This is a genomic window from Janthinobacterium sp. BJB426, assembly GCF_002735705.1.
GTDB lineage: Bacteria > Pseudomonadota > Gammaproteobacteria > Burkholderiales > Burkholderiaceae_D > Janthinobacterium.
In genome coordinates, this window is sequence record NZ_PDZL01000005.1 from 51,810 (window position 1) to 74,407 (window position 22,598).

Here is a 22,598-nt window from a genome sequence, read left to right on the forward strand (position 1 = left end):
GGCGGCGGATGGCATGACGACTATGAAAATTAAAGTTGCGACAATTTCTGCAGCATTTGATCGGATGTGGTGATGGCCTTGCTGTTGATCTCGTAGGCGCGCTGCGTCTGGATCATGTTGACCATTTCCTCGGCCACGTTGACGTTCGACGTCTCGATATAGCCCTGCATCAGCACGCCAGCGCCGTTCGTGCCCGGGGTGTTGGTTTGCGCCACGCCGGAAGCGCCCGTTTCCATGTACAGGTTTTCGCCCTTCGATTCCAGGCCGGCCGGGTTGACGAAGGTGGTCAGCTGCAACGAGCCGATTTGCGATGGCGCCACCGTGTCGGGCAAGGTAACGGAAACGGTGCCGTCGCGCGCCACGGTCAGGCTCAGCGCATTGGTCGGCACGGTGATGGCGGGCTGGATGACGAAACCTTCGGAGGTCACCAGCTGGCCGTTGGCATCCGTCTGGAACGAGCCGTCGCGCGTGTAGGCGGTGGCGCCGTCCGGCATCAGCACCTGGAAGAAACCCGTGCCGTTGACCATCACGTCGCGCGAATTGCCCGATGCCTGGGGATTGCCCTGCGTATGGATGCGTTCGGTAGCCACGGTGCGCACGCCCGTGCCGATCTGCAAGCCCGATGGCAGCTGCGTTTGCTGCGACGATTGCGCGCCCGGCTGGCGCACGTTTTGATACAGCAAGTCTTCAAACACGGCGCGCGACTTCTTGAAGCCGGTGGTGCTGACGTTGGCCAGGTTATTGGCGATCACGTCCATCTGCGTCTGTTGCGCTTCCAGGCCGGTTTTGGCAATCCAAAGGGAACGAATCATGATTTTTCTCCAATAACAGCGCTAACCAGCCCTGTAGACTATTTCTATGTGACCATTATGCGGTGGCCCCTATCAATTCAAAGCGAGGATCTGGGTGGCTTTCGCCGCGTTATTCTCGGCATTCTTCAACAGGCTCATTTGCGTTTCGAACTGGCGCGCCAGGGCGATCATGCTGACCATCGAGTCGACGGGGCTGACATTGCTGCCCTCCAGGGCACCGGTGGTCAGCTTGACGGCCTGGTCGGCCTGCGCCACCGTGCCATCCTTCAGGCGGAACAGGCCGTCATCGCCGCGCACCAGTTGCTGCTCGGGCGGATTGACCAGCTTGATGCGCCCCAGCACCGTCGACGGGCCCGGCGGCACGTCCGTGGAAATCGTGCCCACCGTGCCGTCGCTGGCAATGGCCACCGTCACGCCGGGCGGAATGGCCATCGGGCCCGTATCGCCCTGCACCATCAGCCCCGACTGCGTTTGCAGCATGCCATTTTCATTGAGTTTCAAGGCGCCGTTGCGCGTGTAGGCTTCGGAACCGTCGGCCGACTGCACCGCGATCCAGCCGCCATTTTCCACCGCCACGTCGAGCGCGCGGCCCGTGTGCTGCATCGGACCTTGCGTGAAATCGGAACCGACCGTCGAATCGACGACGAAGGTGCGCGTCGGCATCATGCCGTCAGCCACCACGGGCACGGCGCGGAACGAGTCGAGCTGGGCGCGAAAACCCGTGCTGGTGGCGTTCGCCAGGTTATTCGCCGTGGTCGCCTGCTTGTCGAGGATGTGCTTGGCGCCCGAGCCGGCGGTGTAGATGAGACGGTCCATGTGTTTTCTCCGTGCAAAACGAAAGCCGGGAGCCATCCGGCAGAACGGCTCCCCTTACTCTTAACGCAGGTTGACGAGGGTCTGCAGGACCGAATCCTGCGTCTTGATGGTCTGCGCATTCGCCTGGTAGGCGCGCTGGGCCGTGATCATGTTGACCAGTTCCGCCGTCAGGTCGACGTTCGACACTTCCACCGCCGAGGCGCGCAAGTTGCCCAGGTTGCCCGTCTTGGGCTCGGCCGTGACGGGCTTGCCCGAAGCCGAGCTTTCCACCCAGGCATTATTGCCCAGCGGTTCCAGGCCGTTCGGGTTAACAAAGTTGCTCAACACCACTTGGCCCAGGCTGCGCGTCTTGCCATTGTTGTACTGGCCCTGGATGATGCCGTCGTCGCCCACGATGAATTGACTCAGCTGGCCGGCCTTGTAGCCGTCCGCTTCCGTTTTCTTTTCCGCCGTGGCGCTGCCCAGCTGGGAAGACTTGGTGAAGTCGACCTGGACCGACAGGGTCGGATTCGCGCCCGTGGCCGGGAAGATCGGCAGGTTGACGGTGACGGGCAGGGTTTGCGGCGGCGTCAGGGCCAGCATGGCGGCCCGGTCCAGGGTACCGACGGTGTTGAAGACCAGCGAACCGGTCTTGACGGCTGGCACATTGGTGACGGCGCGGATGGCCGCGTCGATCTGGTCGGGCGTGCGGCTTGAGTTGATGCCATTCGGCACGGCACTGCCATAGGTGGCGGCGATGGCGGCCAGTTGCGCCGGTGTGGCGCCTGCGGCGGCGGCGGCGGCCGAGACGGCGGCACCGGCAGCATTGCCATAGGCGACGGCGGCGGCCGTCACATTGGCCGGCACCAGCGGCACGGCCGTGGCGGCGGCCTGGTAGGCGGCGCGCGCGGCCAGCGAGGCGGCGTCCGTCTGCAGGGCGGCCGCTGCCTTCATGCTGGTCACTTCCGTGCCGTCCATGGCCGAGTAGACATCCCAGGTGTTGGTGCCCGTCTTGACGTAGAAATTCGACATGATGTGGGAATTACCCAGCGAATCGAAGACTTCCACGGGAAACGACTTGCCGTACGAGGTGTCTTCCGTTGTCTTGAACGGCACCGTGGTCGGCATGGCCGTATTCGAATTGAGGTTGACTTCCGTGCTGATCTTGGTCGTTGCCTGGGGCTTCATGTCCGACTGGTCGATCTGCAGGGGCACCATGGCGCCGGCGACGATCTTGCCGTTGGCGTCGGCCGGATAGCCGGTCAGCTGCGCCAGCTGGGCGTTGACGATGAAGCCGCTCTTGTCGACCTGGAACTGGCCATTGCGTGAGTACTGGATGGCGCCGTTGACGCTGGTACGGAAGAAGCCGGCGCCATTGATGGCGATGTCGAGGGGATTCGACGACGATTCCAGGTTACCCTGGTTAAATTGCTGGGCGATTTGCGACACCGACACGCCGATCCCCGCCTGGTTGCCGCCCACGCCATACAGCGAGTTGGCATAAATGTCGGCGAACTGGGCCTGCGACTGCTTGAAACCTACGGTCGACGAGTTGGCGATGTTGTTGCCGATGACGTCCAGCGATTTGGCGGCGCCATTCAAGCCGCTCAGGCCTTGTTGGAAAGACATTGTGTTCTCCTGGTAGAAATTAGGGGTAGAGGGTCACGCTCAGGGTAAGCGGCTTACAGAATCTGTTTCACGTCGGCCATGGTGATGCTGCCCACGCCCGGCACATTCAATTTCACGCCATTCGCGCCCGTCGACACGCTAGCGACCGATCCGAACATCAGCGCCGTTGCATCCTTGAGCTTTGTGCCACCGCGCGACGCTTCCACCGTGAAGGTGTAGGCGCCGTCAGCCAGCACGACCGGCTTGCCATCCTTGTCGAGATCGGCGGTGGAACCGTTCCAGCCCAGCGGCAAGGTGCCCGCCGCCTGTGCGCCCAGGTCGATGGAATGGACTTCCTTGCCATCCTTGTAGATGACGACCTTGACCTTGTCGGCTGGCGTGGCCAGGTCCACGCCCAGCAGTGCGGCGCTCTTGCTCAGGTTGATATCCTTGCCCGCCGTCAACACGCCATGGCCGATGATGTTGGCCGCCTGCATCGATTCGGCTTGCTGGTAGCTGGCTTTCAAGCTTTCCACGGTGGTATTGAGCTTGTTGACGCCCGTTACCGTCGACAGCTGAGCCAACTGGCTGGTCAATTGCGCATTGTCCAGCGGATTCATCGGATCCTGATTTTTCAGCTGGGTGACCAGCAGGGTGAGGAATTTGTTCGTTTCCGCTTCGACACTGCCTGGCTCGGCCGTCGTCTTCTTCGGATTCATCGTCGCCATCAGGTCGGTGATTTTAGAGGTACTGGTATCGATGGTTGCCATAATGATCAGTCAGCCTTATTGGCCGAGGGTGAGGGTTTTCAGGAGCAGCGACTTGGCCGCGTTCATGGTTTCCACGTTGGTCTGGTACGAGCGCGAAGCCGACAGCATGTTGACCATCTCGTCGACCGTATTCACGTTGGGCATGGTGACGTAGCCCTTCTCGTCGGCCAGCGGGTTCTTCGGGTCGTAGACCAGCTTCATCGGCGACGGGTCTTCGATCACCTTCTGCACCTTGACGGCCGTGGCGCCATTGGCCATGGGCACGGCTTCAAACACCACCTGCTTGGCGCGGTAGGCTTCGCCCGTGGCGCTGGTGGCGCTGTCGGCATTGGCCAGATTGCTGGCCACCGTGTTCAGGCGCTGCGCCTGGGCGCTCATGGCCGAACCGGAAACATTGAAGATATTAAATAGCGACATGATTATTGTCCTCCCTGGATGGCCGTCAGCATGCCCTTGATCTGCGAGTTGAGGAACGTCACGGCCGCCTCGTAGCGGATGGCGTTGTCGGCAAAGGCATTGCGCTCGAGATCCATGTCGACCGTATTGCCATCGACGGCGCCCTGGGCCGGCGCGCGGTACAGCAACGGCGTGCCGTCGGCCAGGGTCTCGACCTTGCCGCCACCGGCTGCGCCCGCTGCGGCGGCCACGCCCTTGCCCGGCATATGCTGCGGCGCCGTGCCCTTCAGCGCAGGCGGCACGCCGTCCTTGCGCGCCATCGCGCCCTTCAGCGCGGCGGCGAAATCGACATCGCGCGCCTTGTAGTTGGGCGTGTCGGCATTGGCGATGTTCGAGGCGAGCAATTCCTGGCGCGTCGAGCGCAGGCTCAGCGCCGTCTCGTTGAAGCGCATGTAATCGTCGAGTTTCCCTATCATGTCAGGCTCCGGAAAGATCTGCCACTGGCGCCCGAGATGGCGGAAGGATGGCGGTATAGTGATGACAGGAAACATAGTACGGCGCCCACCAGCAAGACCATCGCCGGATCAGACCGTACTTTTACCCCTTAATCGGCGCTTCGAACGGGGCGGCGCGCACTATCATGGCAGTATTCCAGAGGCCTATCACCATGAAAACACCGCTCGCTTTCTTCTTTGCTTTTGCCGCCCTGCCACTGCTGGCGCAGGCGCAAAACGCCGGCCGGCAAACGCCGGAAGCGCTGCGCAACAGCGTGGACCAGTTCCTGCAGGTGCAAAGCAACGGTTTGCCGGGCAAGGTGACCATCACCGTCGGCGCCGTCGATCCGCGCCTGAACCTGGCCGCCTGCCCCGCGCCGCAAGCGTTCATGGCGCCGGGCGCGCGCGCCTGGGGCAAGACCACCGTCGGCGTGCGCTGCACGGCGCCCTCCATCTGGACCATTTATTTGCAAGCGAACGTGGCCGTCGTGGGCGACTACGTGGCCAGCGCCGTGCCGCTGGCGCAAGGCCAGGCCATCGACGCCAGCCAGCTGGTGACGATGCAGGGCGACCTGGCCGCATTGCCGGCAGGCATCGCTACCGACATGGCGCAGGTGGTGGGCGCCAGCACGAATATTTCCTTGCCGCCAGGCACGCCGATGCGCCTCGACACCCTGCGCCGCAAGCCGGTGGTGATGCAGGGCCAGCTGGTGCGCGTCGTTTCCAGTGGCAATGGTTTCCAGGTGGCATCAGAAGGACGCGCCATCGGCAGTGCCGGCGATGGCCAGACGGTGCAGGTACGCACGCAGAGCGGCCAGCAGATCAGCGGCGTGGCGCGGGCTGGCGGCATGGTGGAGGTGGCGTTCTAAACACGGATGGACAGCGATATTGTGGTCTGGCGCACTAAAGTTTCGGAAGAAGGTGCCGATAATGACACATATCCCGGAGTTTTTTGACTTCGACCAGACGAGGATCACGCTGTGAAAATTACCGACAACACCATTAAAAGCAATCCCGGCCTGCCGGTGGCGCCCGCGAGTACCTCCGGCGCCCGGAATGCCGAGAAAGCCCAGGCAACACCGACAACGTCGGACAATGTACGCCTGTCGCCGCAAGGACAGGCATTAGCGGCCAGTGCAACTGCCGGCAGCGGCGCCGTGTTCGACACGAAAAAAGTCGAACGCATCAAGCTGGCGATCGCCGACGGCCAGTTCCAGGTCAACTCAGAAAAAGTGGCGGACGGTCTCCTCGACACGGTCAAGGACTTGCTGCACTCACGAAATAGATAGGTTCCCTCATGCAATCAGTGACTCCGTTTTCCAGCCTGCGCGACGAGCAACAGCTCATGACCACATTGCTGGCATTGATGAAAGAAGAACAGCGGCATCTGGTTGCGGCTGACATCGATGCAATCACGGAGCTCACCGTACGCAAGACGGCACTCGTAGGACAATTGAGCCAGCTGGCGGCGCAACGCCATCAGGCGCTGGCGGCAGCCGGCTTCATGGCCGCCGAAGCGGGCATGGAAGACTGGCTGGTCGGCGCCAATGAAGCCGAAGCGGCGCCCCTGTGGAAAGCCCTGCTCGAGACGACGCGCGAAGCCAAGGAACAGAACCGCCTGAACAGCCTGCTCGTCAACAAGCACATGGTACATACGCAAGGCGCCCTGAACGCCATGCGCCCCCCGGCCCAAAGCGGCAATTTCTACGGCCCCAGTGGCCAGCCAACGACCAACACGGCCAGCCGGCGCGTCGTCATCGGCTAGTTTCCCTTATTGACCAGTTCAACCGTGCGCGGGACGCCCCGCGTGCTGGCGATATTTCGCCACGATGGCTTGCGCCCTGGCGCTGGCGGCCGCTTGCTGCTCCGGCGTCAGTTCGGCCTGCAGCCAGTGCCAGTACTCGTCCTGATACGGATTCGTGACGCCGGGCGCCAGGATATCGTCGTAGACCTGGCGCAGGGCCAGCAGGTAGCCATACGCTTGCGGCGCATCCTTCTGCACCACCTCGCCATCGCGCAGGTAGGCCATCATCAGGGTAGCCACGCTGCTCAGCTCCGCCGCGTCCGCCTGCGCCGTCAGCTGGGCGATGGCTTGCCGCTTCCACGCCTGCACCAGCGGATCGTCGGGACGGTTGCGCAGCGCGCTGCGGTCGCCGAACGGCCCTTCCGACAGGAACAGGGTGGCCGCACCGGGCACGCCGCCTTGCGCGGCGGTGGCCAGGTAGCCGAGGCGATCCTCGCGCTGGCGCTGCGTCAGGCCCCCGCACAGCTGCTGCTGGGCGGATTTTTCTTCCGCCGTCATCTCGCGCCCCAGCTCGAATTCCATGCCCGGCAAGCGGCTTTCGCGCTGGAAGACGATGCAGTCGTCGATCAGGTTGAAGGCCGCATACGCGTCTTCCGCCCTGCCGCTGGCGCCCAGGCGTTCGAGCCGTTGCGCCAGGGAAACGACAACGGGCATTTCAGCCGCAGGGACGGAAGCATCGATACTCAAATACGATTCCAGGCTGCGCCCCGGCGCAGCGCTGGCCACAGATTCCGGCGCGCCGCCGTCGGGTGCTGGCCAGTACACGAGCGCCAGCACTGCCGCGATGGCGGCGGCGATGGCGATGCTGGTGAATTTGACGTTCATGGTGAGGATGCGCGTGGATGGGAAGCGCACGTTACCACAGGCGCGCGGCAGTGGGCCGCACGCCTGTGCACTCTCAGCCGCCGGCCTTTTTCGCCTGGTGGCCCAGTTTGGCCAGCGCGGCCAGGATGGTGTCCACATGGTCGCCCTGCACTTCGATCACGCCATCCTTGACCGTGCCGCCCGAACCGCACTGCGTGCGCAACTGCTTACCCAGCAGGGCCAGCGCAATGGCGTCCAGCGCCAAGCCTTTTACCACGGTGACGCTCTTGCCGCCGCGGCCCTTGGTCTGGCGCGACACGCGCACCACGCCGTCTCCGGAGGGCGCCGCCTTGGCTTGCGCCTTGCACGCGCATTGCGCCAGCGGCTGTCGGCAGGCGGGACACATACGGCCCGTTTCGGTGGAATAGACGAGACCGTCCAGGGAGCTGCTTTTCATGAGGAAGAGATAAAAAGAGAGAAGGCCGCGATTGTACCAAGCGGCGGCGTTCAATTGGCTGGTGCCACCGGCGCCGTCGGCACTTCCGTCACCGTTTCGGGGATGCCCGACAAAATCGTCACGGCGACCCGGCGGTTACGCGCGCGCCCTTCCGCCGTTTCGTTGGGCGCCACGGGAATATTGTCGGCGTGGCCCACGGCCGTCAGGCGCGAAGCCTTGACGCCGCTGGCGATGAACAGGCGCACCACGGCGCTGGCGCGCGCGGCCGACAATTCCCAGTTCGAGGCAAAATTGGAATTGCTGATCGGCTGCACGTCCGTATGCCCTTCCACCTGCACGTCGTGCGTGTCGTCCTTGAGCAGCACGGCCACGGCGCGCAAGGCCTGGTCCGACTCAGTCGTCAGCCGCGCCGCGCCCGGGTCGAACAGCACGCTGGCATTGATTTCCACGCTCACGCCGCGGCTCGTCTGCGTGACGCGCACCTTGCCCTCCTTCACCAGCGGCGCCAGGGTCGACGTCAGGTCCTGCGCCAGGCGCGTCATGTGTTCGCGCTCGCGGCGGATGGCTTCCGTGCGGCGTTTCAGGGCGGGGTTCGGCAGCGGGATGGCCTGTGGCGCTTCCATGATGATGGGCGGCGCGCCCTTTTCCAGGCTGAAGGCCTGGCCGATGGCGTTCTGGAAGACGCGGTATTTGCCCTCGTTGACTTGCGAAATCGCATACATCACGACGAAAAAGGCGAACAGCAGGGTGATGAAGTCGGCATACGAGATCAGCCAGCGGTCCTGGTTGTCCGGTTCCTCGTCATACTTTCTGCGCGCGCGCCGCATCATGGTCAGTGCTCGCTCAGTGCTCGTGAAGCAGGCTGGCGACGCGCTCTTCGATGATGCGCGTATGGTCGCCCGTGGCGATGTCGTACAGCACGGCGGCCGTGATTTCGTATTGCAGCACCCGGCGCGAAACAATGGCCTTGAGTTTATTCGCCACCGGCAGGAACAGCAGGTTGGCCAGGCCCACGCCATAAATCGTCGAGACAAACGCCACGGCGATGCCGCTGCCCAGCTTGCTCGGGTCGGTGAGGTTTTCCATGACGTGGATCAAGCCCAGCACGGCGCCCAGGATGCCGATGGTGGGCGAATAGCCGGCCGCCGATTCCCACACCTTGACGGCCTGGCGCTCGGCCATTTCGTAGGCGGAAATTTCCACGTCGAGCAGCTGGCGCAGCTTGTCGGGCGCGATGCCGTCGACGATCATGCGCAAACCCTTGGCGTTGAAGCGGTCGGCCGTGTTTTCCATCAGGCGCTCGAGCGCCAGCGGGCCGTCGCGGCGCGCCGTCAGACTCCATTGCCCGATGTCGCGCGCCAGCGCGGCGCGCGTGTCGGACGGCGGCAGGAAGACCCAGCGCAACATTTCCAGGCCACGCACAAAAGTGCGCAGCCGCGTTTGCAGCAGCACGGCGCCGAAGGTGCCGACGATGACGATGGCAAAGGCGGCCGGCTGCAGCAGGGAGGCCATCTTGCCGCCTTCCAGTGCCTGGCCGACCAACAGGCCCGCCAGCGCCAGCGCCAGCCCGATTACGCTGGACCAGTCCACGCCAGCTCCCTCAAGGTTGCGCGCAGGCGCGCGACGGCCTGGGTATGCAGCTGCGAGACGCGCGATTCCGACACGCCCATCACCGCGCCGATCTCCTTCAGGTTCAGCTCTTCTTCGTAGTACAGGCCCATGAGTATTTTCTCGCGTGGCGGCAGCGCGTCGATGGCATCGATCACGGATTGCCGGAAATCGGTATCGAGCAGGGAACGCAAGGGGTCGCTGTCCTCGTCCACGCAATGGCGGTCGAGGAAGCTGTCATTGCCGTCCGGGTCATGAAAGTCTTCGTAGTACACAAGCTGGTGGCCGCCGCCGTCGCCCAGCATTTCCTGGTAGTCGGCCAGCGACATTTTCAGCAGTTTCGCCACTTCCGACTCCGTCGGCGGGTGGCCGAGGCGCTGCTGCAAGGTGCTCATCGCCTCTTCGATCTTGCGCATGTTCTGGCGCATGCTGCGCGGCAGCCAGTCGCTGGTGCGCAATTCGTCGAGCATGGCACCGCGGATGCGCAGCACGGCATACGTCTCGAACTGCGCGCCATGCGTCTCTTCATAGCGGCTGATGGCATCGAGCAGGCCGATCATGCCGGCCTGGATCAGGTCATCGACCTCGACCGAAGGCGGCAATTTCGCCTTCATATGGTGCGCCAGACGCTTCACCAGCGGAATGTGCTCCGTCAGCAAATAGTCCTTGTTCGATTTCCCTTTGACCGTGTACATAGGCTGCTTATTGTTTTCTCATCTTATCTGGTGCTACGGTTGGCTTCAGGCGCTGAACTGGTGTGGGCTCCCCGTCTGGTACAAGGTGCCGCCAAGTACCGGCGCCGCCGAACGGGCCAGCCGCTCGGCCAGTCCGCGAAACGCCACCGACGCGCCCGCCAGCGGAAACGCATCGACCACGCTGCGGCCCAGGCGCGCCGCGCGGTGCAGATACTCATCGGCAGGCACCGAACCCATCGAGGTCAGCTTCACGGCCAGATAGCGGCTCGCCGCCTGCGCCATATTATCGTATACCACTTTTGCTTCGGATTCGGAAGCGCCGGTGACGAGAATGCCGAAGGGACGGCGTCCCAGTTCCTGGCTCAGGCGCTTGATCAGGCAGTACGCCGCCTTGATCGAGGTGGCGCTGGTGGACACTTGCACGACGATATCGGACGAAGCCATCAGCGGCACGGGGAAACAGGCGCCCTCGTCAGCCACGACGCCGTCGACCAGCACGATGCCGCTCTGGCGCGCCAGCACGTCGAAAGTCTTGCCCAGGCGGCGCAGTTCGTCCTCGCCCGCATAGTCCATGCTGTCCATCAAATGGTTGCGCGCGCCAAGGCTGGCCACGCCGAAGCCTTGCGGCACCTGGTGGATGACCTGGTTCAAGCCGCACTGCTGGCGCGCCACGTCGCGCAGGCTGGCGCCGTGCGCCAGGCCCAGGCGCGCAGCCACGCCATCGCTGCCGCCGCTGGCGTCGAGCAGCAGCACGTCATTGCCGCCGTAGACGAGCGAAGCGCCCAGGTTGACCAGCATGGCGCCCTTGTCGTCCTGCGGCGTGGCCGAGAGGAACGTCATGACGCGCGGCTGCGGGCCGGCCAGCATGCGGCGCAAGCCTTCGGCCTGGTCGAAATCGAAATTAGCCAAGGTGCACCCCGCGCGCTTCATTGTTGCGGGCGGCCGCCTGCGCCATCAGCAGCGGCAGTTCGGCATCGGAAAACTGCGTGGCCGCCGAATCGCGCTTGAGCTTGAAGGCGCGGTCGATCAGGTAGCCGCGGTCGGCAAGGTACAGGTCTTCCGGCACGCGCTGGCCGTTCGACACATAAAACAGGTTCAGCTTCTGGCGGATCACCACGTCGAGCACGTTGCCGATCGAGGCCGCTTCATCGAGCTTGGTCATGATGCAGCCGGCCAGGCCGCTGCCCTGGTAGGCGCGCACCACTTCGTTCAACGTTTCCTGCGTCGCCGTGGAATTGAGGCACAACAAACGTTTCACGTCGGCGCCGGCGCCCGACAGCATGGCCACCTGTTCCGTCACCATCTGGTCGCGCTGGCTCACGCCCACCGTATCGATCAGCACCGTGTGCTTGTTCTTCAATTCCTTCAGGGCGATGCGCAAGTCCGCCTCGTCCTTCACCGAATGCACCATCACGCCGAGGATCTTGCCGTAGATGCGCAGCTGTTCGTGCGCGCCGATACGATAGGCATCCGTGGTGATCAGGGCCAGCTTTTCCGGGCCGTGGCGCATCACGCAGCGGGCCGCCAGCTTGGCCGTGCTGGTGGTCTTGCCGACACCGGTCGGGCCGACCAGCGCAAACACGCCGCCCTGCTCCAGCATGGCGTCTTCATTGGCCACAGTATTCAGGTTGCGGCTCAGGACGGTCTTGATCCAGCGCATGCTTTGCGCGCCATCGAGGCCGGCCGGCAACTTGTCGATCAGGTAGCGCGCCAGGCTGGCCGAAAAACCGGCGGCCAGCATTTCGCGCAGCACGACGGCTTTTTGCGGCTCGCGCTGCTGCGTCGAACCCCACGAGATTTCCGCCAGCTGAGTTTCCATCATGCCGCGCATGGCGCGGATTTCATTCATCATGCCGCTCATCTCGGCGGCGGCGTTCTCTTTGACGTGCGCCAGCGCGCTGGCCATCATCTGCTGCATGCGGGCCATGTCCACTGGCTCGGAGGCAGCCTGGCGCGGCGCGGCAGGACGTGGCGCGGCCGGGCGCTGGGCCGGGGCGGCAGGACGCTGCGGCGTGGCGAACTGGGTCTGCAACTGGGGACGGGGCTGGGCCATTTCGGAGGCGGCCGGCGGCGACGCCAGCGAAGCGGCATCGTCATTGGCCAGCGCGAGGATTTCCACCACGCCATCGGCCTGGCGGTTCGACAGGATCACGGCGTCGGGGCCCAGCGCTTCGCGCACCTTGCGCAGCGCATCGCGCGACGAGGCGCCCGTAAATTTCTTCACATTCATGACCGGCCTCCCAAGGCGGGGGTGGCGCAATATTGGCTGAACTGTGTGACCATCGTCGACTCCTGTTGCTTGAGTGCTGTCTTCCACATGGACACAGATCACCCGGACAGTTTCCATTATTAGCGATGCTTACAGGAAATGATCGAAGGAACAGGACGGGAAAGTACCCGTTATTCAGTTTGCCGGGAGGAAATTGATGTTTATTTGACCAAAAGCAAGGATCGAGGGTCGATCCCGCCGGGACCGCCCCTACGTGCCGCTTAACGCAACTACTGCGCGCCCACCAGGGCCGTGACGCGGATCGTCTTGGTTTCCGGCACTTCCGCATGCGACAGCACTTTGAGCTGCGGCAAGGCGCGGCGCAGGAAGCGCGACAGCAGGGCGCGCAGCGGCGCCGGCACCAGCAGCACCGGCGTCAGGCCCAGCGCTTCCTGTTGCTGGGCAGCCAGGCCCGCCTGGTGCGCGATGGTGTCGGCCAGGCCCGGCTCGATGCCGGCGCCATCGCCGCCATTGCCCATCGCTTGCATCAGCAGCCGCTCCAGGCGGCTGTCCAGGGTCATCACGGACAGTTCGGCCGAGCCGGGGAACAATTGCTGCACGATGGCGCGGCCCAGGGCCACGCGCACCAGCGCCGTCAGTTCATTCGGGTCTTGCGTGCTGACCGTATGCTCGGCCAGGGTTTCGATGATGCTGCGCATGTCGCGGATGTGCACGCCCTCGGCCAGCAGGTTCTGCAGCACCTTTTGCAAGGTCGACAGCGACAGCATCTTCGGCACCAGATCTTCCACCAGGCGCGGGGCATCCTTGCCCAGGTGGTCGAGCAGCGACTGCACTTCCGCGCGGCCCAGCAGCTCGGAAGCGTGCGAGGTGATCAGGTGATTCAGGTGCGTGGCCACCACGGTGCCCGCATCGACCACCGTGTAGCCCATCGATTGGGCCTGGTCGCGCAGGCTGGCGTCGATCCAGGTGGCGGGCAAGCCGAAGGCGGGGTCGTTGGTGGCCACGCCCGGCAAGGTGCCGCTGGCCATGCCGGGGTTGATCGCCAGGAACTGGCCGTTGAACGCTTCGCCCACGCCCACTTCCACGCCCTTGAGGGTGATGCGGTAGGCGGACGGTTTCAATTCCAGGTTGTCGCGGATATGCACGGGCGGCGCCAGGAAGCCCACTTCCTGGGCAAACTTCTTGCGGATGCCCTTGATGCGTTTGAGCAATTCGCCGCCCTGCGTCTTGTCGACCAGGGGAATCAAACGGTAGCCCACTTCCAGGCCCAGGGTATCGACGGGCATGATGTCTTGCCAGCTGGCTTCTTCCTGCTCGGGCGCCACGGTTGCCTGCGGCACTTCGGCCGGCTTTTCGGCCGCCTCTTTTTCCTGCGTGCGTTTTTTGCTGATCAGATAGGCGGAACCGGCCAGCAGCGACGCCAGCAGGATGAAGACCATGTTCGGCATGCCGGGAATCAAGCCCATGCCGCCGATGATGCCGGCGGTAATATATAGCACTTGCGGTTTCGCAAACAATTGCCCTACCAGCTGGGTGCCGATGTCCTGTTCGCTGGCCACGCGCGAGACGACGATACCGGCCGCCGTGGAAATGATCAGCGAAGGAATCTGCGCCACCAGGCCGTCACCGATGGCCAGCAGGGTGTAGTTCTTGAGCGCATCGGCAAAGCCCATGTCGTGCTGCAGCAAGCCCACCAGCAAGCCGCCGACGATATTGATGACGGTGACCATGATGCCGGCGATGGCGTCGCCGCGCACGTATTTGCTGGCACCGTCCATGGCGCCATAGAATTCCGCTTCCTGCGCCACTTCCGTGCGGCGGCGGCGCGCTTCGTCTTCGCCGATCAGGCCGGCGTTCAGGTCGGCATCGATGGCCATCTGTTTACCGGGCATCGCGTCCAGCGCGAAGCGGGCGCCCACCTCGGCGATACGGCCCGCGCCCTTGGTCACGACGGTAAAGTTGATGATCGTCAAAATAATGAAAACCACGATACCGACCGTGTAGTTGCCGCCGATCAAGAAGTGACCGAACGCTTCAATCACTTTACCGGCCGCGTCGGCGCCCGTATGGCCTTCCGTCAGCACCACGCGCGTGGACGCCACGTTCAGCGACAGGCGCAGCATGGTCGACACGAGCAAAATGGTCGGGAACGCCATGAAGTCGAGCGGCTTGACCGTGTACAGCGCCGTCAGCAGCACGATGATGGACAGCGCGATATTAAAACTGAAGAAGATGTCGAGGATGAAGGCCGGCAACGGCAGCACCATCATCGCCAGCAGCATGATGATGATGATAGGCGCGGCGATGCCCTTGCTGGCGTTGCCACCCATTCCACTGAGCCAGGCTGGCATTCTCAGGCCGTTCATGGTGTACTTCCTTTATTCTTGTCTGCTGCGCCAGTTGCGGGCGGTGTCTGTGATGCGGGATTCTGCGGGTCGAGCTCGGGCGGCACGTCGAGTTTCTTCGGCTTGTCGGGACGCTCGCCCTGGCCCTTGCCATAGCTGCGCAGCTGGAACACATAGGCCAGCACTTCGGCCACGGCGCCATACAGCGCTTCGGGAATCTCGTCGCCGATGTCCGTATGCTTGTACAGCGCGCGCGCCAGGGCCGGCGCTTCCAGGATGGCGACCTTGTGCTCGCCGGCCAGTTCGCGGATCTTCGCCGCCACCTCGTCGATGCCCTTGGCCACCACCTGCGGCGCGCCGCGCGAATTCTCGCCATATTTCAAGGCCACCGCGTAGTGGGTAGGATTGGTCACCACCACGTCGGCCGTCGGTACATCGGCCATCATGCGGCGGCGCGACATTTCATGCTGCATCTGGCGTATCTTCGCCTTGATCTGCGGATTGCCGTCCGATTCTTTCGACTCTTGCTTGACTTCCTGCAAGGACATTTTCATCTTGTTGGCGTAATGCCACATCTGGTATGGACCGTCGATGGCGGCGATCAGGCCCAGCGCGCCGACGATCAGCAAAAAGGCCGTGATCAGCAGGCTGATCAGATGAGCCGAGCCGGCGCGCAGGGATTCCACCGACAAGCCCAGCACGGCATCCTTTTGATGCTGCATCACCATCCAGGCGACGACGCCGACGACGAGGGTCTTGGCGATGGCCTTGAGCAATTCCACCAGCGCATTCTTCGAAAACATATTGCCCAGGCCGCGAATCGGGTTGAGCTTGCCAAAATTGGGGGTGAACGCCTTGGAACTGAACAGCCAGCCGCCCACCAGCACGGGCGAGGCCAGGGCCACGAGCATGATGGCCAGCGCGTACGGCAGGCAAGTCAGCAAGACGGAGCCCACGTCGTAGCCGATGCGCAACATCATCGCGTCGGGATTGAGGATCTGCTCGCGATCCAGGGTCAGGCCGGAAACCATGACAGCCGTCAGCCGCCGCACGATGGCGTCGCCGGCAAACCACAGGCAGCAGCCGGACGCCATCAACACAGTGAACGTTGCCACTTCACGCGATCGCGGAACGTCGCCTTCCTCACGCGCCTGCTCGAGGCGCTTCGGTGACGCGGCTTCGGTCTTTTCTGCGTCGCTGTCTTCCGACATCAATCAACTCCGGTGAAGTCCTGCAGCCTGGCTAGGCGCAATACGGACTGGGCATGGAGCATTATCGAGTCAAGTGCCTGCTTGCCATCGGCGGAACAGGGGGGCAAATCCCCTGCATTTCCTTTACTCTCAAGTAACCTTAGCGGGACTTCCTCGCTTCCGCCTGCTTCACGGTCTGCTCGATGGCGCCAAACAAGGATTTACCGTCATCACCGAGCATTTCCAGCCGGACCACATCACCAAACAACAGGAATGGCGTGCTGGCGATGCCATCGGCGATCATCTCCTGGTTACGTCGCTCAACGATGCTTGAAAATCCCTTCTTGACTTCCTTGTTGGCGACCCCGCCCGCGCTGACCACGCTGCCGGCGCGCGCGTTGCGCGTCTGGCACAGATGGGCGAGCAATTGCGGATAATTGAAGGCCATGTCGGCGCCCGCGTGGGGCTGGCCCGTCAACTTGCCGTTCAGGCTGCAGCGCAGGGCGTAATGCACCTTGCCGCCGCGCCAGGCGTCGCCCAGCTCGTCCGGCGTGATGGCCACAGGCGAGCAGGCCATGGCCGGTTTCGCCTGCAGGAAGCCGTAGCCACTGGCTTGCTCGTCGGGCGCCAGGTTGCGCAAGGTGATGTCGTTGACCAGCATCAACAGCTTGATATTCAGGTGCGCCTGGTCGGGCGTGGAACCCATGGCCACGTCGTCCGTGATGGCGGCGATGCCTGCCTCGTAATCGATGCCCCACTGCTCGTGCGCCAGGGTGATGTCGTCATGGGCGCCGAGGAAATCGTCGCTGGCGCCCTGATACAGCCGTGGCGCCTCGCGCAAGTTGGCGGGCACATCAACGCCAGCAGCCTTGCAGGCGCGCTCGATCTGCTGCAGATAGGACGCGCCGGCCACGCGCAAGCTGCTGCGCGGCAAGGGCGCCATGCAGTTGGCCGGGTCGAACTCGAAGGCGCGATGGCCGCGGCCGCTATTGATGGTCTGGTACAGCAAATCGAGCTGGGGCGCGATGAAACTCCAGTCATCGAGCGCCTTTTGCAGGGTCGGGGCGATGCCATCGGCCAGGTGGGCCGTTTTCAGGTCGCGCGAGACGACAGCCAGCTGGCCGTCGCGCGTGCCATCCTTCAGGGTTGCTAATTTCATGTGCGGGAAACTTCGTCAAATGCAGGCAGTGGAAACTAAAGACGCAAAAAAGCCGGCAAATACCGACATTTAGCGGTCAAGAAGAGAGGTGCAACACCAGACAAAACCGTAGCGAGCGGCAGTGATTTGTGGCCGAGAAGCGCAGCCGTGCTAAAGCACGGTGAGCATCGCAGGCTGCAAAGCACGACGCGCAGTAGGTTTGGCCTGGTGTTATTACGCCAGCAGCGCGATCTGCTCGGGTGTCAGATAGCACCACTCGCCTTCGGCGAGGCCCAGCGATTCCAGGGTCAGGCTGCCGATGGCGGAACGGTGCAGCGCGCTGCAATGGTTGCCGGCGGCGGCCAGCATGCGCTTGACCTGGTGGTATTTGCCTTGCTCGAGCACAATTTCCAGCTGGTGCTCGCCGCGCTTGACGCAGACGAGGGCCGCCAGCGGGGCCGGTTCGTCGTGCAATTGCACACCAGCCAGCAACAGGGCCACCAGTTCATCCGTCACAGGCTCTTGCGTGGTGGCCTGGTAAATCTTGGGAACGTGGCGCTTCGGCGACGATTGTGCATGGATAAACGGGCCATCGTCAGACATCAGCAGCATGCCGGTCGTATCGTGGTCAAGCCGGCCGACGGGCTGGACTTCGCGCCAGGTGAATTGTTCCGGCAGCAAGGTCAATACGCCAGGATGATGGCTGGGCTTGCGCGAGCATTCGAAGTTGGCGGGCTTGTTCAGCGCCAGGTACAGGTGCGTGCGGACCACCCACTCTTCTTCGAACACGTGCAGCACCAGGCCTTCGGTCTCGACGGTGGTGCGGTAATTGGTCTGGGTGACGCCATCGATGACGACATCGCCATCCTCGATGAGGGAACGACAATATTTACGGGTGCCAAAACCCTGCGATTGCAGGATGCGGTCTAGGGATAATTTACTCATGGGCGTGACTTTACCAGAAGCGGCTGGCAGCGTGAAGCGGCGGCAGCTGGCGTCCGCGCGGCGGTCCAGGCAGCGCGAAACCATGCTGCACGCAGAAATACCAAAAAGTACAAGGTGAGAATTGGCGAGAAATGGTTGATTCTTTTGAGAAATATCAAGCGCTCGGAATATCGCGTTGATAGACTGAAACTTCGTTAGGAATCCGCCTAACGAGCTTTAGGAATAATAACCAGGCAACGACCCACAAGGACATTGTATGAAGCATACCGATACCATCGCCTTACAAGGCAGCATCGCCGACATGCGCCAGCGCATCGCTGCGGAACAGGCGGCCATGCACAAAGTCAGACTCGGCGTGGCGCGCTGGAGCAACGCTCCTGCGCCGCAGGATGCGGACGCGCCGCCATCGCCAGCCAGTCAGACGCACTGGCATGCCGAGGCGCAATGTCAATTCATGTGCTGGCTGGAACTGGGCGGTTTTGCGCACGCCGATGCGGAAACCGACACCACGAGCGCGCCTCCGCCCGACACCAGCGCCATTGCCAGCGACGGCGCCAGCATGAGCATCAATGCGGCGGCGGCCAGGCAGTCCTCGCACTGCAACGGCTGCGCCGTCTGAGCGCGCCCCATCCGACCAGCCATGCCCCGCCCTCGCATGCCTGCCTTGCCAGCACGCCCCGACACAACAGCCGGCGACCCCGGCCCATCCGGCACACACAAAAGGAAACGGCGGCATTGCGCCGCCGTTTCCAAGCCCCATCGGGACTTTAGTGAGGAATGTAAATTCACTCAAAACCACATCTGCGATGCGGCGAGTAGTTCCAAGACTTGCCAATCAAGTTAGTACTGACAACATAGTTGATATATCGCCCCTCCTTGAAAAGAACTACGCTTTCACTATAGCCCAAGCAGCCCCATTTTCAAGTCAATTTACCACCTTATTGAAAATCATTCTCGACTGGCTTGTCTGCCAGCCAAGAGTGATGTTCTCAGCGCAACGCCGGTTGTGACTGCTGCACGGCTGCCTTCATGGCGCCCGCGCCCATGGCGGCGCCAAACTTCTTCAGCACCCGTTCCGGCAAGCCTTCATGCTGCGTGTAGTCGACGATGTCTTCCGCCTTGACGACGTCGCGCGCCACGCTGTCGACCGTGCCGAAATCGTCGGCCAGACCCATTTCCACGGCTTTCGCGCCCGTCCAGTACAGGCCCGAGAAGGTATCGGCCGTTTCCTTCAGGCGCTTGCCCCGTCCCGCGCGCACGACGTCGATGAATTGCTGGTGGATTTCATTGAGCATGCCTTGCGCATACGCCTTGTGTTTTTCCGTCAGGGGGCTGAACGGGTCCATGAAGCCCTTGTTCTCGCCTGCCGTCAGCAAACGGCGCTCGACGCCGACCTTTTCCATCACGCCCGTAAAGCCGAAGCCATCCATCAGCACGCCGATGGAACCGACCACGCTGGCCTTGTTGACGTAGATGCGGTCGGCGGCGGCCGCGATGTAATAGCCGCCCGAGGCGCACATTTCATCGACCACCACATACAAAGGCTTGTCCGGATAGCCCTTGCGCAGGCGCTGCATCTCGTCGACGATCATGCCGGCCTGCACGGGACTGCCGCCCGGACTATTAATATGCAGCACCACGGCCACGGAGCCGGCATCGGAAAACGCCTTGTCCAGCGCGGGGATGACGACGGCGGCCGAGCCGCTGCCTTCGGACTCGATGGCGCCGCTGATGTCAATCAGGGCCGTGTGGCGACCCAGGGTTTCGCTGTCGTCGGCCGTGTTGTAGTCATAAAACACCCACAGGGCGAACAGCACGATCAGCAGGCTGAAGACCTTGAAAAAGATGCTCCAGCGGCGGTGCGCACGTTGCTCTTGCAAAGTGGCAAATACCAGCTTTTCCAGCACGTCGCGCTCCCAGTGTCCCGCAGGGGCGCCGTGGCCGGCGGCTGGCGCGCTGCTGTCCAGCTTGTCATTCGTGTTATCGCTCATGGTTCACTTTGCTTAAATTACAGAAAGCCTGCCCCGGCCTCACGCCGGCAGTGGCTGGACATACTCGTCGGGTTGCCAGTACAGCTGGCCATCGCGCTCGGCCACGGCGATCGGACGCAAGCGCCCGCCCTTGCAGGGGCCGCCCGCGCACAGACCGCTTTCCGGCACATAGATGGCGCCATGCGTCGAACACATCAGGTACAAGCCGCTGGATTCGAAAAACTCGCCTTCCGCCCAGTCCAGCTCGATCGGCACGTGGGCGCAGCGGTTCAGGTAGCCATACGCCTTGCCGCCATGGCGCACGACAAAGCCCGTGGTCGCTTCGCCACCGGCCGAGACGGGAAAGCGCACGCCCTTGCCGCCATCGGCCACGGCGTCGGCGGCGCAAATGAATACATCGACAACATCGTTCATCATGCGTGCTCGCTCAGCCATTGATGCAGCTCGGCCACCGTGGCGGCCGAATACAGGGGATTGCAGGCTTGCAACTGCTCCACGGGATGCGCTCCATACTCTACGGCAATACTGGCCGCACCTGCATTGCTTGCCATCAATAAATCATGACTGGTGTCGCCAATCATCACGGTGCGGCGCATATCCTGGCCCAGTTCACGCGTCAGTTCCTGCAGCATGGCCGGATGGGGCTTGGAAAAGGTTTCGTCAGCGCAACGCGTCGCATCGAACAGCGACAGCAGCTTGACGGCATTCAAGGAGCGGTTCAGGCCAACGCGGCTCTTGCCCGTGGCGACGGCAAGAAAGTACGCCTGCTGCGACAGATCCTGCAGCATTTCGTAGACGCCGGGAAACAAGGCCAGCTCATGGTCGCGCGACAGGTAGTGATAGCGGTAGCGTTCCGCCATGCGAGCATGGTATTTCGGCTCCACGTCGGGCATCACCAGCTGCATGGCTTCCTGCAAGCCCAGGCCGATCACGTGCGAAGCGAGCAACTCGGTGGGAATTGGCAAGCCCAGGTCTTTGGCCGACGCCTGGATGCACTTGACGATGGTCGAGGTACTGTCTATCAGGGTACCGTCCCAATCGAAGACGATCAGATCAAATTGCTTTCTTGCCATGTTTCCCGACGGCATAGCCGTCGGCTCCTTGAGAATGAATGATGGCGACTGACTACCTTGTGGGTAGTGTCACGCGCACGCGTCGAATTTTATCGTGCGGCAACGGCCAATGGTTTGCCCAAGCTTACCAAGAAACGCTCGCATTCGGCAGCCAGCGGCGCGTTCAGGGTCATCGTCTTGCCCGTCTCCGGATGCGTAAACGTGATCTGGTGCGCGTGCAGGAACATGCGCTTCAGGGCGCCGCGCGTGCTGTCGGCTTTCAACAGGGCACGGTTGAGGGCAAAGTCGCCATATTTATCGTCGCCGGCGATGGGGAACCCGGACGAAGACAGGTGCACGCGGATCTGGTGCGTGCGTCCCGTCTTCAATTCCGCTTCCAGCAAGGCGAAGTTGTGATATTTATGCAACAGTGAAAACACCGTGTGCGACGCCAGTCCATCGGCTTGCACGGCCACCCGGCGCTCGCCTTCCGCCGTCGTATATTTATGCAATGGCAACTTGATATGCTGGCGCGCATTCTTCCAGTCGCCGGCCACCAGCACCAGGTAGCGCTTATCCGTGACGCCGTCGCGCATCTGTTCATGCAAGTTCGTCAACGCCGTGCGTTTCTTTGCCAGCAACAGCAAGCCGGACGTGTCACGGTCCAGGCGGTGCACCAGTTCCAGGAACTTGGCGTCGGGGCGCGAAGCGCGCAATTGCTCGATCACGCCGAACGAGACGCCCGAGCCGCCATGCACGGCCACGCCGGCCGGCTTGTCGATGACCAGCAGCTGCGCATCTTCGAAGATGATCTTGAATTCGGCGGCCGGCGCGCCCGTGGGCGCCTTTTCGGCCACGCGCACGGGTGGAATGCGCACCACGTCGCCGGCGGCGAGACGGTACAGCTGATCGATACGGCCTTTATTAACCCGCACTTCTCCCGATCGCAAGATCCGGTAGATGTGGCTTTTAGGCACTCCCTTGCACACTCTTAATAAGTAGTTGTCGATGCGCTGGCCTGCTTCTTCCTCGGCGATCGTTACGAATTGGGCTTGCGGCTGAACCGGGGGTGTTGAAGGGGGAACAACATCATTTTGACTCTTCATTTACTATGTCTTCCCAGAAATCTCTCTAAGTCCTTCATTTTGAATATATAATTGTTTTTGCTGCGGCCCTGGCTGCTGCGAGTGTAAGAATAAAAGCACATTTTACACAGGGGCGTCTCCACCGGCCTCGCCAAATTGCAAATTCGGTGGAAAAAAATGTATATGCACCATCCCTGCGCGAATCAAGGTTGCACCGTAGTTGTAATCGGATAACGCGTGGAGATGCTGAAGTGAGTGTGGGATTATAAGGATAAGTACCCGTTAGCGCGACTTATCGAGTCGGGCTCGCGGGTTGATGAAGTTGATAACGCTTGCCGTTTTCGCCAAACCCCGTATGTGGCCAAATACTGAGGGTTGT

At 62.6% G+C, this 22,598-nt stretch carries 25 protein-coding genes; 4 read left to right on the forward strand and 21 right to left on the reverse strand.

Translation table 11 applies throughout. The features are described from left to right. Positions 1-29: 29 nt before the first annotated feature. The 6 genes from flgG to flgB form a co-directional block, all read right to left on the reverse strand. Positions 30-812 (reverse strand): flagellar basal-body rod protein FlgG, encoded by a 783-nt coding sequence (gene flgG / locus CSQ93_RS10165; protein ID WP_034754070.1) that lies wholly within the window; start codon positions 810-812, stop codon positions 30-32. A gap of 72 nt (positions 813-884) precedes the next feature. Next, complete coding sequence (locus CSQ93_RS10170; protein ID WP_035821385.1) at positions 885-1,628, reverse strand: flagellar basal body rod protein FlgF; 744 nt, start codon at positions 1,626-1,628, stop codon at positions 885-887. Positions 1,629-1,688: 60 nt separating this feature from the next. Next, positions 1,689-3,236 (reverse strand): flagellar hook protein FlgE, encoded by a 1,548-nt coding sequence (locus CSQ93_RS10175; protein WP_099377951.1) that lies wholly within the window; start codon positions 3,234-3,236, stop codon positions 1,689-1,691. 53 nt (positions 3,237-3,289) lie between these two features. Next, positions 3,290-3,985, reverse strand: a complete 696-nt coding sequence (locus tag CSQ93_RS10180; protein ID WP_099377952.1) for a flagellar hook assembly protein FlgD — start codon at positions 3,983-3,985, stop codon at positions 3,290-3,292. A 15-nt stretch (positions 3,986-4,000) separates the two neighbouring features. Then, positions 4,001-4,402 (reverse strand): flagellar basal body rod protein FlgC, encoded by a 402-nt coding sequence (gene flgC / locus CSQ93_RS10185; RefSeq protein ID WP_071075845.1) that lies wholly within the window; start codon positions 4,400-4,402, stop codon positions 4,001-4,003. A gap of 2 nt (positions 4,403-4,404) precedes the next feature. Then, a complete protein-coding gene (gene flgB, locus CSQ93_RS10190) occupies positions 4,405-4,857 on the reverse strand; it encodes a flagellar basal body rod protein FlgB (protein ID WP_034754084.1) in 453 nt (150 codons plus the stop codon). Positions 4,858-5,048: 191 nt separating this feature from the next. Between flgB and flgA the strand changes: the two genes are divergently transcribed. From flgA to CSQ93_RS10205, 3 genes are all read left to right on the forward strand, one after another. Further along, entirely contained in the window at positions 5,049-5,744 is a 696-nt protein-coding gene (flgA, locus tag CSQ93_RS10195; protein WP_099377953.1) for a flagellar basal body P-ring formation chaperone FlgA, read from the forward strand. A gap of 111 nt (positions 5,745-5,855) precedes the next feature. Beyond that, positions 5,856-6,164 carry a flagellar biosynthesis anti-sigma factor FlgM gene (flgM, locus tag CSQ93_RS10200; protein WP_034787161.1) on the forward strand — a complete coding sequence of 103 codons (309 nt, stop codon included), beginning with the start codon at positions 5,856-5,858 and terminating at the stop codon, positions 6,162-6,164. An 8-nt stretch (positions 6,165-6,172) separates the two neighbouring features. Continuing rightward, a complete protein-coding gene (locus tag CSQ93_RS10205; protein WP_099377954.1) occupies positions 6,173-6,640 on the forward strand; it encodes a flagella synthesis protein FlgN in 468 nt (155 codons plus the stop codon). An 18-nt stretch (positions 6,641-6,658) separates the two neighbouring features. Here CSQ93_RS10205 and CSQ93_RS10210 read toward each other — a convergent pair whose 3' ends face one another. The 11 genes from CSQ93_RS10210 to CSQ93_RS10260 form a co-directional block, all read right to left on the reverse strand. After that, positions 6,659-7,534, reverse strand: a complete 876-nt coding sequence (locus CSQ93_RS10210) for a hypothetical protein (RefSeq protein WP_099377955.1) — start codon at positions 7,532-7,534, stop codon at positions 6,659-6,661. 43 nt (positions 7,535-7,577) lie between these two features. After that, on the reverse strand, positions 7,578-7,940 hold the full coding sequence (locus CSQ93_RS10215; RefSeq protein WP_099377956.1) for a translation initiation factor Sui1: 363 nt from the start codon (positions 7,938-7,940) through the stop codon (positions 7,578-7,580). 50 nt (positions 7,941-7,990) lie between these two features. Then, complete coding sequence (gene motD / locus CSQ93_RS10220) at positions 7,991-8,767, reverse strand: flagellar motor protein MotD (protein WP_099378177.1); 777 nt, start codon at positions 8,765-8,767, stop codon at positions 7,991-7,993. A 16-nt stretch (positions 8,768-8,783) separates the two neighbouring features. Beyond that, a complete protein-coding gene (locus CSQ93_RS10225) occupies positions 8,784-9,530 on the reverse strand; it encodes a flagellar motor protein (RefSeq protein WP_099377957.1) in 747 nt (248 codons plus the stop codon). Further along, the gene (locus CSQ93_RS10230; RefSeq protein WP_035821402.1) at positions 9,512-10,243 is read right to left on the reverse strand and encodes an RNA polymerase sigma factor FliA; all 732 of its coding nucleotides are present in this window, start codon (positions 10,241-10,243) and stop codon (positions 9,512-9,514) included. The genes CSQ93_RS10225 and CSQ93_RS10230 overlap by 19 nt, the downstream gene beginning before the upstream one ends. Positions 10,244-10,288: 45 nt before the next feature. Beyond that, positions 10,289-11,152 carry a MinD/ParA family ATP-binding protein gene (locus CSQ93_RS10235; RefSeq protein WP_099377958.1) on the reverse strand — a complete coding sequence of 288 codons (864 nt, stop codon included), beginning with the start codon at positions 11,150-11,152 and terminating at the stop codon, positions 10,289-10,291. Beyond that, the gene (gene flhF / locus CSQ93_RS10240; RefSeq protein ID WP_034754102.1) at positions 11,145-12,473 is read right to left on the reverse strand and encodes a flagellar biosynthesis protein FlhF; all 1,329 of its coding nucleotides are present in this window, start codon (positions 12,471-12,473) and stop codon (positions 11,145-11,147) included. Before flhF ends, CSQ93_RS10235 begins: the two co-directional genes overlap by 8 nt. A 269-nt stretch (positions 12,474-12,742) precedes the next feature. After that, complete coding sequence (gene flhA, locus CSQ93_RS10245; RefSeq protein WP_099377959.1) at positions 12,743-14,839, reverse strand: flagellar biosynthesis protein FlhA; 2,097 nt, start codon at positions 14,837-14,839, stop codon at positions 12,743-12,745. After that, positions 14,836-16,029 carry a flagellar biosynthesis protein FlhB gene (flhB, locus tag CSQ93_RS10250; RefSeq protein ID WP_099377960.1) on the reverse strand — a complete coding sequence of 398 codons (1,194 nt, stop codon included), beginning with the start codon at positions 16,027-16,029 and terminating at the stop codon, positions 14,836-14,838. The genes flhA and flhB overlap by 4 nt, the downstream gene beginning before the upstream one ends. Positions 16,030-16,168: 139 nt before the next feature. Then, complete coding sequence (locus CSQ93_RS10255; RefSeq protein ID WP_099377961.1) at positions 16,169-17,167, reverse strand: fumarylacetoacetate hydrolase family protein; 999 nt, start codon at positions 17,165-17,167, stop codon at positions 16,169-16,171. 213 nt (positions 17,168-17,380) lie between these two features. Then, the gene (locus CSQ93_RS10260; RefSeq protein WP_099378178.1) at positions 17,381-18,091 is read right to left on the reverse strand and encodes a pseudouridine synthase; all 711 of its coding nucleotides are present in this window, start codon (positions 18,089-18,091) and stop codon (positions 17,381-17,383) included. A gap of 256 nt (positions 18,092-18,347) precedes the next feature. Between CSQ93_RS10260 and CSQ93_RS10265 the strand changes: the two genes are divergently transcribed. Beyond that, positions 18,348-18,710 (forward strand): hypothetical protein, encoded by a 363-nt coding sequence (locus CSQ93_RS10265; RefSeq protein WP_099377962.1) that lies wholly within the window; start codon positions 18,348-18,350, stop codon positions 18,708-18,710. Positions 18,711-19,080: 370 nt separating this feature from the next. Here CSQ93_RS10265 and CSQ93_RS10270 read toward each other — a convergent pair whose 3' ends face one another. The 4 genes from CSQ93_RS10270 to CSQ93_RS10285 form a co-directional block, all read right to left on the reverse strand. Then, positions 19,081-20,082: a S49 family peptidase gene (locus CSQ93_RS10270; protein ID WP_099377963.1), complete on the reverse strand. Its 1,002-nt coding sequence runs from the start codon at positions 20,080-20,082 to the stop codon at positions 19,081-19,083. A 39-nt stretch (positions 20,083-20,121) separates the two neighbouring features. Then, positions 20,122-20,499 (reverse strand): Rieske (2Fe-2S) protein, encoded by a 378-nt coding sequence (locus tag CSQ93_RS10275; RefSeq protein WP_092608465.1) that lies wholly within the window; start codon positions 20,497-20,499, stop codon positions 20,122-20,124. Beyond that, entirely contained in the window at positions 20,496-21,155 is a 660-nt protein-coding gene (locus tag CSQ93_RS10280) for an HAD-IA family hydrolase (RefSeq protein ID WP_099377964.1), read from the reverse strand. The genes CSQ93_RS10275 and CSQ93_RS10280 overlap by 4 nt, the downstream gene beginning before the upstream one ends. Before the next feature lie 89 nt (positions 21,156-21,244). Then, complete coding sequence (locus CSQ93_RS10285) at positions 21,245-22,240, reverse strand: RluA family pseudouridine synthase (protein WP_034754116.1); 996 nt, start codon at positions 22,238-22,240, stop codon at positions 21,245-21,247. Positions 22,241-22,598 lie beyond the last annotated feature (358 nt).